This window comes from Robinsoniella sp. (assembly GCF_034124845.1).
In genome coordinates this window covers 17,387-28,042 of record NZ_JAWYAJ010000120.1, presented here as the reverse complement: position 1 = coordinate 28,042, position 10,656 = coordinate 17,387, and the positions used below count along the sequence as shown (strand labels likewise).

The 10,656-nt window shown below is 38.4% G+C and carries 6 protein-coding genes and 2 pseudogenes; 7 read left to right on the top strand and 1 reads right to left on the bottom strand.

The features are described from left to right. Window positions 1–65: 65 nt before the first annotated feature. The 7 genes and pseudogenes from ACH2DQ_RS05875 to ACH2DQ_RS05845 all read left to right on the top strand — a co-directional run bounded on the left by ACH2DQ_RS05875 (window position 66) and on the right by ACH2DQ_RS05845 (window position 9,998). Window positions 66–1,098, top strand: a pseudogene (locus ACH2DQ_RS05875) (virulence RhuM family protein). A 699-nt stretch (window positions 1,099–1,797) separates the two neighbouring features. After that, complete coding sequence (locus tag ACH2DQ_RS05870; protein ID WP_394914971.1) at window positions 1,798–3,084, top strand: MFS transporter; 1,287 nt, start codon at window positions 1,798–1,800, stop codon at window positions 3,082–3,084. 308 nt (window positions 3,085–3,392) lie between these two features. Continuing rightward, window positions 3,393–5,144, top strand: coding sequence for an ATP-binding cassette domain-containing protein (locus ACH2DQ_RS05865; protein ID WP_395025935.1), 1,752 nt, complete (start codon window positions 3,393–3,395; stop codon window positions 5,142–5,144). A gap of 395 nt (window positions 5,145–5,539) precedes the next feature. Further along, window positions 5,540–7,144, top strand: coding sequence for a phosphoenolpyruvate carboxykinase (ATP) (gene pckA / locus ACH2DQ_RS05860; RefSeq protein ID WP_394914969.1), 1,605 nt, complete (start codon window positions 5,540–5,542; stop codon window positions 7,142–7,144). Window positions 7,145–7,743: 599 nt separating this feature from the next. Continuing rightward, window positions 7,744–8,052, top strand: a complete 309-nt coding sequence (locus tag ACH2DQ_RS05855; RefSeq protein ID WP_394915006.1) for a diguanylate cyclase domain-containing protein — start codon at window positions 7,744–7,746, stop codon at window positions 8,050–8,052. A 21-nt stretch (window positions 8,053–8,073) separates the two neighbouring features. Continuing rightward, on the top strand, window positions 8,074–8,484 hold the full coding sequence (locus tag ACH2DQ_RS05850) for an EAL domain-containing protein (RefSeq protein ID WP_394914968.1): 411 nt from the start codon (window positions 8,074–8,076) through the stop codon (window positions 8,482–8,484). 134 nt (window positions 8,485–8,618) lie between these two features. Beyond that, entirely contained in the window at window positions 8,619–9,998 is a 1,380-nt protein-coding gene (locus ACH2DQ_RS05845; protein WP_394914967.1) for an FAD-binding oxidoreductase, read from the top strand. 131 nt (window positions 9,999–10,129) lie between these two features. Here the strand turns inward: ACH2DQ_RS05845 and ACH2DQ_RS05840 are convergent. Continuing rightward, window positions 10,130–10,656 (bottom strand): annotated as a pseudogene (locus tag ACH2DQ_RS05840) (collagen-like protein); the annotation flags it as partial.

Here is a 10,656-nt window from a genome sequence, read left to right as displayed (position 1 = left end):
GAATATGTTATTTAAATTAAAGAGTATCGGAGCTAACCGAAAAAATTATGGATTGGAGGTGTACCATGTCAAAAAGGAAAGATGAAATAACAATACATAGCTCAACAGCGGAATATCTTACCTATGTGGCAGCTGTCGGTGACAATGCTGATAGTATGGAAATGCGTTATGAGGATGAAAATATTTGGTTGACGCAAAGAATGATGGCTCAACTTTACGATGTGTCGGTGCAGAACATCGGGCAGCATATTAAGAAAATATTAGATGATGGTGAATTGGTTGACGAGGCAGTTGTAAAGAAATACTTTATAACTGCTGCCGATGGAAAACAGTATAGTACCAAGCAATAATCTCCAAATGATTATTGCTGTTGGCTTCAAAGTTAACAATGACCGTGCTGTCCGTTTCCGTAAATGGTCAGGTCAAATCGTTAAGGATTATACCATCCAAGGCTGGACAATGGATAAAGAGCGCCTCAAAAAGGGGCATATGTTCACTGATGAATATTTTGAGCGTCAGTTACAGAACATCCGTGAGATTCGCCTTTCGGAGCGTAAGTTTTATCAGAAAATCACTGACCTGTATGCCACGGCCTTTGATTACGATAAGGATGCAAAGACGACTCGCCGCTTTTTTCAAACTGTACAGAATAAAATGCATTGGGCCGTTCATAGACATGCAGCCGCAGAACTGATTGTAGAATGTGCTGATGCAGAGAAAGAGCATATGGGCTTAACCACATGGGATGCAGCTCCTGACGGAAAGATATTAAAATCAGATGTGTCGATTGCCAAAAACTATTTAAGTGACAAGGAGATGTCGTACATGGAGCGAATTGTGTCCCTGTACCTTGGCTATGCGGAGTTGCAGGCGGAGCGACAGGTTCCAATGAGTATGGAGGACTGGGCAAAGCGTCTGGATGGTTTCTTGGAGTTTAATGGAAATGAAATCCTTACAGACGCTGGAAAAATCAGTGCAGAGCAGGCAAAGCTCCATGCGGAGACAGAATTTGAGAAGTATCGGATTGTGCAGGATAGAATGTTTATGTCCGATTATGATAGGTTTTTGCTTGAACTGGAAGGACAGGCAAAGGAGTGAACCATCTGCAAGTCCAAGATAATTCGGGTGGAGACGATGGCACCCACCATTTCCCAGCAGTCAATGCTGTGAGTGGATTGTGAAATTGTAAAGAAGATTGTAATTTGAGCTTGGAACCTGTTGCTTGTATTTGCAGCATACGATTACACATTTATCATTTTAAGGTAAACGACTATGTTACATTATACAACTGTAAGGATAGTACTTGCATTCGGAAATCACTTTGTAAAGGGGGAGAGATCCAATTCGGTTATCTTCCCTCAAGTACATATATTTTAGACATATTTGGAAGCGGAAGAACCTTCCGACTTCTTATTCCCACGCTTCCAGGGGGAAGTATTAATGTGTATTTATGTTTATGTTGTGGACATTTTTATAGTGATAGCAAATCATGTCGTCTTCTGTGCCATTCAAAGGCTGATCAAGTGTATTGTCTTTCAAAATTAACAAAAATCTGTAAATGCCTTTTTCTATGCAGCTTTTTGCCATGTAGTATCACATCCGCGTTCCGACGTATGTGATTTAGTTACTGTACAATAGTAATCTATAATGATATAATAGATAAAATTAATTGAATTTGTATATTAATCAGGAGTCAACAATTTGTATTCTTCTTATTTAGTCAAATAAAGGCAGCCAATGAAGGTTGTCTTTATAATTTCGTATTATGAAGTAATAATACATAGAATGGAGAAATCTGTGAAAACAGCACAAAAAACGAAATCATTGCGAAATCACCCGCTTATTGAATTGTTAAAACATAACAAAGGAAATCCAAGAACTCTGATATTAATGGAGCCGCTATGGGGCATTCCATATAATTTAATCGCACCTTTTGCCACACTATATATGTATTCACAGGGAATCACGGATGTACAAATCGGACTGATTTTGTCTATTGCCATGTTTGTTCAGGTGTTTTTTTCCTTTTTTGGCGGTATAATAACAGATAAGATGGGGCGAAAATTTACAACCATAATGGGTGATTTCTTTGGTTGGACTGTTGCTTGCCTGATATGGAGCATATCGGGTAACTTCTGGCTCTTTTTAATTGCAGTTTTATTTAACAGCTTTGAGCAGATTAACCAGACTGCGTGGTATTGCTTACTGATTGAAGATGCAGAACCCAAGGATTTATTGGGAATTTATACTTGGGTGAATATAGGCGGTTTGATTGCGATTTTCTTTGCACCGATTTCTGGATTGCTGATCAATTCCTTTACTGTGGTACCGGTGGTTCGTGTGTTGTATTTGGTTTTTGCTGTGAATATGCTGATTAAGGTAATTGTTACTTCTCGGTTTTGTAAAGAAACCAGGCAAGGCAAGATTCGGATGGCTGAGACAAAGGACACTTCTGTTTTACAGATGTTGTATGAATACAAGTATTTGATACCTAAAGTGCTGAAGAATAAAGAGATTATGAAAGTGCTTATTGTATCCGTGATTTTATATATCACGAATCTGGTCAGTACCAATTTTTTTAGTTTGTATGTAACACAACGGTTAGGCATTGCATCGCGGTATCTGGCTTTTTTTCCGATTCTGAACGCGGCGGTGATGTTGATTTTCTTAATTGGAATACAGCACCGATTGGAATTCGTGAAATTCCGTATCCCTATGTGGAGCGGTTTGGTATTGTATGCAGCAGCAGCGATTCTGCTGATAATGGCACCGGTTGGCAATATGCCGGTTATTATTATTTATGTTTTTGTAGTAGCAGTGGCAGGTTCCCTAGTTATGCCTCGAAAGGATGCATTGATCCAGCTCAGTATTAATCCGGAGGAGCGGGCTCGCATTAATGCTTTGATAATGTCTTTTACGATTGCTTTTTCTTCACCATTCGGCTATTTTGCAGGGTGGTTATCAAGTATTGACCGCCGGCTGCCATTTGTGTTTACATTTACGATATTCATTGTAGCAATCATTATCGTGGGGCGCATTCGTGATCCGGAGTTTGCCAAGGAGCATGGAGAGGTTGATGTTTAAAGGGTAAATATTTTTCAGCCCCGTATTTTATAATAAATGGGTTTTGTCAGGTGGAAATAAATCACAGGGCAAAACCCATACTTTTTGTTTCAGTGTCTTACTATTTAATAAAACCTACATCTAATGTGAGAACTGTAAGCAGGCATTCATTTTAGTACAAAAGAAAGCTATTGTTATAGACGGCAAATCTGTAATATAATAAACTTAACTTAGTGAGCGATCTTGATACAGCTGGTATAATGGAATAGCGAACTGTGTTGGTAAAAATAATATAATTAAGTCAAAAATAATAACCACAGGAGGTATATATGATAAAGGTTGAAAACCTGTCCTTCTCATTTCATCAAAAGGATTTATATAAAAATATTTCATTTTCAATAGAAGATAAGAAACATTGTGCATTGATCGGTGCCAATGGTACAGGAAAAAGTACGCTGCTGAATTTGCTGCTGAACGCAGAAGAGTATCTGTACGATGGAAAAATAGAGATAGAAGGCACAGGCAGAATTGGATATGTCAGCCAGTTTTCCCAATTAGATCAAAAAGAAGATTTGACGGTTTTTCAGTATTTAAGCGAAGAATTTGTGAAACTGGAGCAGAAAATCATTGATTATTGTAAGGAAATGGAGACTGCTGTCAATCTGGAAACCATTTTTGAGAAATATCAGAAAGTTCTGGATGAATTTAATGCCATTGATGGAGATTGTTATGAAAGCAATATTAAAAAGCAGTTAAAAATAGCTGATTTGCAAAAGTTAGAAGGACAGGATATCAGTAGTTTGAGCGGTGGAGAATTCAAGCTGGTTCAGGTAATCAAAGAGATGATGATTAGTCCGGGTCTTCTTATTATGGATGAACCTGATGTGTTTTTGGATTTTGATCATCTGGATGCTTTAAGTAATCTTATTAATGCCCATAAAGGAACCCTTCTTATTATCACCCATAACAGGTATCTGTTAAACCATTGTTTTAATAAGATCCTTCACATGGAAAATATGGATATGCAGGAATTTGACGGCACCTATATAGAATACAATTATGAACTACTTGCCACAAAGATTGATCTGGAAGAAGCAGCAGCTGCCGATCAGGCAGAGATAGACCGCCAAAGTAAAATCTTAGAAAAAGCCAGAGTGAAGGCGACGTCGATGGATAATGCATCCCTGGGTAAAGCTGTGCACGCGAGACAGACTTTGCTTGATCGTCTGAAAAACCGAAAAACTAAGGCTCCTTTCGTTGCTATCAAATATCCGGAGATTCATTTTGAACTTGAAAGGGAAGTGGTAAATGAAAATATACTGGAGTTGACTGATTATAGCGTCGCATTTGATGAGCAGCTTTTAGACCATGTAAATTTTGTAATGAAATCTCAGGATCATGTTGCAATTGTTGGAAATAACGGAACCGGAAAAACAACATTGCTTCGTGAAATCTATGAAAATAATAAAGGTGCTATTAGGATAAATGAGCATGCAGAATTGGGTATATTTACTCAGATTACAGCATCGTTATATGAAGAATCAAAAACTTTACTGGAGATTTTTGTTGAAAAAGGTGTTGATACCCAACAGGATGCAGCGGACTATTTAAAAAAATATGGATTTGAAGGAGAGACACTTCATCAGAAAGTGGGTGAATTATCAGGAGGAGAAAAAGACTTGTTTCAATTAGCAGTGATTTCATTGGGAAAAGCTAACTTTCTTTTGCTGGATGAACCCACAGGGCACTTGGATGTTTATGCACAGATTGCATTGGAACAAGCAATTACATCGTACAAAGGTGCAATTCTGATGGTATCTCATGACTTTTATACGGTAGCTAATTGTGTGGATTATGTTTTATTGGTAGAAAATAATACTGTACGGAGAATGTCAATCCGTAAATTCCGTCAGATGATATATGCCAATCATTTTGACAAGGATTATCTGCTGCTGGAACAAAAGAAGAAAGAGACAGAAACCAGAATTCAGCAGTTGCTTCAAATGAATGAATTTGAAAAGGCAAAGGATTTAATGGGGTTATTAGGAGAATTAATTATAAAAATGAACAAATCACAGTAGTAAAGAATGGTTTTATCCTTTCTGGAAACGGCACCTATTGGACCAAGAAGAGGAATAGCTAACGGGATCAAAAAGAATATTTATGCAATAAATTATCCCAAAAGAAGGGGTAAGGGAGTGGATCACGGAGTATTAAATAACATAAGTTTAAGTCGGAGGGCAGTAAGTATGTCCGGACATAGCTTTATGTGCAATTTATAATACAAATTATTACTGGCATGGCAGGTATTTTGTATACATTTTTTATGAATAACACTCAAAATATCATCGCGGAACCTGCATATGATCAACATTCATAAATTTTACATTATTTTTATATTTAAAGCTATTGACTTTTTATTCACAAAGTGAGATGATAGAAACAAATTCGAAAAAATGAAAGTGAGGAAATAAAGATGAGTAATATTGATTTAACGCAATATGGCATTAATGGGGTAACAGAAATTGTTCGCAATCCTTCTTTTGATATGTTATTTGAGGAGGAGACAAAAGCAAGCTTAGAAGGTTTTGAAAAAGGCCAGGTAAGTGAACTTGGTGCTGTTAATGTTATGACTGGTATTTATACAGGACGTTCACCTCAGGACAAGTACATAGTTATGGATGAAAATTCCAAAGATAACGTATGGTGGACTTCAGCTGAATACAAGAATGATAATCATCCGGCAAGCCAGGAAGCATGGGATACCGTTAAAAAACTTGCTCAGGAAGTTCTTTCTAACAAAAGACTTTTTGTAGTAGATGCATTCTGTGGTGCTAACGAAGATACTCGTATGGCTATCCGTTTCATCGTAGAGGTTGCTTGGCAGGCTCATTTCGTTACAAATATGTTTATCCAGCCTACAGCTGAAGAACTTGAAAACTTTGAACCAGATTTCATCGTATATAACGCTTCTAAAGCAAAAGTTGAGAATTACAAAGAATTAGGCCTTAATTCTGAAACAGCTGTTATGTTCAACATCTCAAGCCGCGAACAGGTTATCGTAAATACATGGTACGGCGGAGAAATGAAAAAAGGTATGTTCTCTATGATGAACTACTACCTGCCACTGAAAGGTATTGCTTCTATGCACTGCTCAGCAAATACTGATCTGAACGGCGAAAATACAGCAATCTTCTTCGGACTTTCCGGAACAGGTAAAACTACTCTGTCAACAGATCCTAAGAGACTTCTGATCGGTGATGATGAGCACGGCTGGGATGACCAGGGTATCTTTAACTTTGAAGGCGGATGTTACGCTAAAGTTATCAACCTTGACAAAGAATCTGAGCCAGATATTTTCAATGCAATTAAAAGAGATGCTCTTCTTGAGAATGTTACTCTTGATTCTGAAGGAAAGATTGACTTTGATGATAAGAGTGTAACAGAGAATACACGTGTTTCTTATCCAATCAACCACATTAAGAATATTGTACGTCCAGTTTCCACAGCTCCAGCTGCAAAGGATGTAATCTTCTTATCAGCAGATGCATTTGGTGTTCTTCCTCCAGTTTCCGTATTAACTCCAGAGCAGACACAGTACTACTTCCTGTCTGGATTTACAGCAAAACTTGCTGGTACAGAGCGTGGAATTACAGAGCCTACACCTACTTTCTCTGCTTGCTTCGGACAGGCATTCCTGGAACTGCATCCTACAAAATATGCAGAGGAACTTGTTAAGAGAATGCAGATGAGCGGCGCTAAAGCATATCTTGTAAATACAGGATGGAATGGTTCCGGAAAACGTATCTCTATCCGTGATACACGTGGAATCATTGATGCAATTTTAGATGGTTCTATTGCAAAAGCTCCAATGAAAAACCTTCCATACTTTAATTTTGAAATTCCTACAGAACTTCCAGGTGTTGATCCTAAGATTCTGGATCCTCGTGACACATACGCTAACGCTTCCGAATGGGAGACAAAAGCAGTAGATCTGGCTCAGCGTTTTGTTAAGAACTTTTCAAAATATGAAGGCAATGAAGCTGGAAAAGCATTAGTTTCAGCAGGACCACAGTTATAAGATTGACCGGATTAGCTTTTTAAAGAGCGAATGGTTATATAATATAAAAGGAATAAAAAAAGAATCGGGCTATACAAACCACTTGGTTTGGGAGCTCGGTTCTTTTTTTATTCCCAAAGAATTAATAATTATTCTAGACTGTTTGATTGAAATATAGTGAACTCAAATTAGCAAGAAATGGGAACTGGAACAGGATATATTTTACCACGGATATGAAAAGGATTTCCCTTATGAATGATAAAATGGGTGACAAAGTTGAATTCCATTATTCTTTACTGAGAAACACAAGGAGAAGAAAAAAGGAGCAATTGTATGAGAGGAAGAACCTGGCAGATGACGTTAAAATTAAATACGTAAAGATTTTTTACTGTGTTAATCGGCGCAACTTTAATCGTTGTTTTCATTTGTATATTATTTGTGTTTCAGATCAGAAAGACTACTGCGGATGAAACAGAACGCTACTTAAGGGAGCTGTCATCAAGCGTTGAATATTCAGTAGATGCCCGTTTACAGGTAAATTTAGATGCTCTGGAGTCTATTGCACGCTTATGCCATACCTATTTATGAAGAAGATCAGATAACAGGAGCTTTAGGAACACATACCGAAAATAGGAAAGAAAATTCCATTAAATTACTCTGGATTTTACCTGTTTTTAGTTGTAACAGAGGAGGTATTTATAATTAATAATCGCAATAATAAGCAGTTATCTATACTTGCATTTACGTTTACTTCCCTGAATGCAGCAAACTTCAAATTATTTAACGATACATTTGGTACCTATGAAGGAGATCTTATTTTAAGGCACATTCATGATGTATGCAAAAGCTGTATAGAACAAGATGAATTGATATGCCGCTTTTTTTCAGATAATTTTGATTTGCTCCTTAAAACTAATTCCCAGGATTAGATCCTGGCGTTTTTAGGTAGAGTGACACAGAAAATGAATGCCTTTAATCACCATTCACTGAAAAAGTATTATTTACTTTTGACAACAGATGTCTATCGGATAACAGAGCCGGATCTTTCGACAATGTTCCATAGACGATTTTGGAAGTGGTTATCCTCTTTGAATCTCCTAAAAGATATGAATGCCGATACGTTGAAACTTGATAAAGCTTTTTTTGCTTCTCCAAAAGCAGATGTTCCCCGGGAACGGGTAATCATTGAATCAGTTGTGAATTTGGCTAAAAAGTTAAGCATGAAGACAGTAGCCGAAGGGGGAGAGACTTTGGAACAGATGGGGTTTTTAGAGGAAATTAACTGTGATATGGTACAGAGGTATGTGATCTCCAAGCCTGTAGATGCAGAGAGTTTTGAAAAATTAGTATTTGGCATTTAATTTCGTATTAAACTTTTGTGTAAATGGTAAAAGCACCCTGCCATACAATCATACAGCACATATTTTTTCATTCTTTCATATAATATTAGAAATTCTGGTCTGCATGCAGCCAGCTTATAAAGGTTTTTAAAAATATGTTTAATGAAGATATATGCAGTAAAATTATATTACCATTCTGTTCCGATTATCATAGAAAAAGGCAGATATTTAACAGATCTATACAAAAGTATCCTTCTGCCATTATTTATTGTGAAAATGCCCGGGATGCAGAAGAGGCGGTACGCTATGCTGCCAGCAAAGGGATGGAGATTCGTGTAAGGTCAGGCGGGCATAATTATGAAGGGTTTTGTATTGGAAATAAAAGATTGGTAATTGATACCAGCCTTTTGAAGGACAAGAGTATCTGCGAAGACACCCAAACGGTACGAATTGGAAGTGGTGTAAATAACAGGGAACTTTATCATTATCTGTCTCAATACGGATACCCTTTTCCCAGTGGCACTTGTCCTACTGTGATGGCAGTAGGGCTGACTCAGGGAGGCGGCTGGGGACATTCTTCCAGAATGTTTGGTCTCACATGTGATTTACTTGTAGAGGCGGAACTTGTGGACCCCAGAGGGAATCTGATTGTTGCCAACGATAGGGAGCATTCGGATCTCTTTTGGGCGCTTCGAGGTGGAGGCGGAGGGAATTTTGGTGTAATTACATCACTGACGTACCAGCTTTTGCCAAAGGTTACGAAGGTTACCTATGTTGATATTCAGTATTCCAAAATCAATGATGGAACATCGCTTCACTTTCTTCGAACCTGGCAGAAGTGGTTGCTGAAGAAAGAAAATCGTTTTACACCTAACAGCAGGATTTTTAATTCAGAAAAAGAAGGGATGGGCATATTTTTGCGGGGATTTTTTTATGGGACGCCGGAAGAAGCAACAGCGTCGGTACAGCCGTTTTTAAAAATATGCGGGGCAAAAGCTTCCTTTCGTTATGTTACCTTTCTGGAAGCGACTGAAATAGATGCATCTGTTTATCCGCCATTTGAAAAATTTCGCTTTGCCGGGCGTTTTGTATGCGGAAATTATTCGAACAGACAGATGGTATCTATTATACGTTTGGTGAAAAAAAGAGCCAGAGGTTCAACCTATGCTTCTGTTGCACTTTATGCGCTTGGGGGAAAGGTACGGGATTTATCTCCTTGTGAAACTGCCTTTTATTACAGAAAAGCAAACTATATCATGGGTATAGAAACGATATGGAAATCTCCGGAAGTCCAGCCGGAAAATCTGTCATGGATCCATGCGCGCTTCAGATGCCTGTGCTCTTTAACCGTGGGTTCTTATATAAATTTTCCTTATCTCTGTACGGGAAATTATATGAAGGCCTATTATGGGGGAAATGCCAAACGTCTGATGTGCATTAAGAGTAAATATGATCCATGTAATCTGTTTCGGTTTGCGCAGAGCATAAAGCCATGTTATGCATCGCGAATATATAAAATCCGGGGAAAAGATTAGTACTACAGCGTGCCTGGTGGTAATGAAAGGCTCTAATAAGAAAAAGAGACATAACAGAAATCCGAGTTTACAGGATTTCTGTTATGTCTTATTATTCGTAACCAGGATATTAGCTGGTGCCGCTGTTTGAATTAGCTGAGTCTGATAACTTCAAGAAATGCACCATTGCCTGAACGAAGTACTGCTGTACCTTGAAGACCGAACAGTTCAAGCTGCAGCGTATCACCTGCAGTAAGATTGGTAAATAGTGAAGCAGTAAATAATGTTGTGGCTAGTGATGGAGATACGACAGATCCGGTAAGTGGAGAGCCATTTAATAAAATCTGTGTTGACATTAAAAGAGCTGTTGTTGTGGCAGCCTGATAAGATATCATATATGTTCCGGATTGCGGAACTGTGAAGCATTCGTTGGTTTCATCTGCTGTAAAGCTGGTTAAAATCTGGTTGTCGGGTAGCGGGACAGGTGTTCCTCCAATTACAACATCTATACTGGAATTTGAAGTGTTTAGTGCACTCATGCTATAAATAGTTGTCGGGTTTCCGCTTGGGCCGGTTGGTCCTGCAGCGCCAGTTGGTCCGGTAGCACCAGTCCTGCCGGAAGCACCAGTTGGTCCTGCAGCGCCAGTTGGTCCTGCAGCGCCAGTTGGTCCTGCAGCGC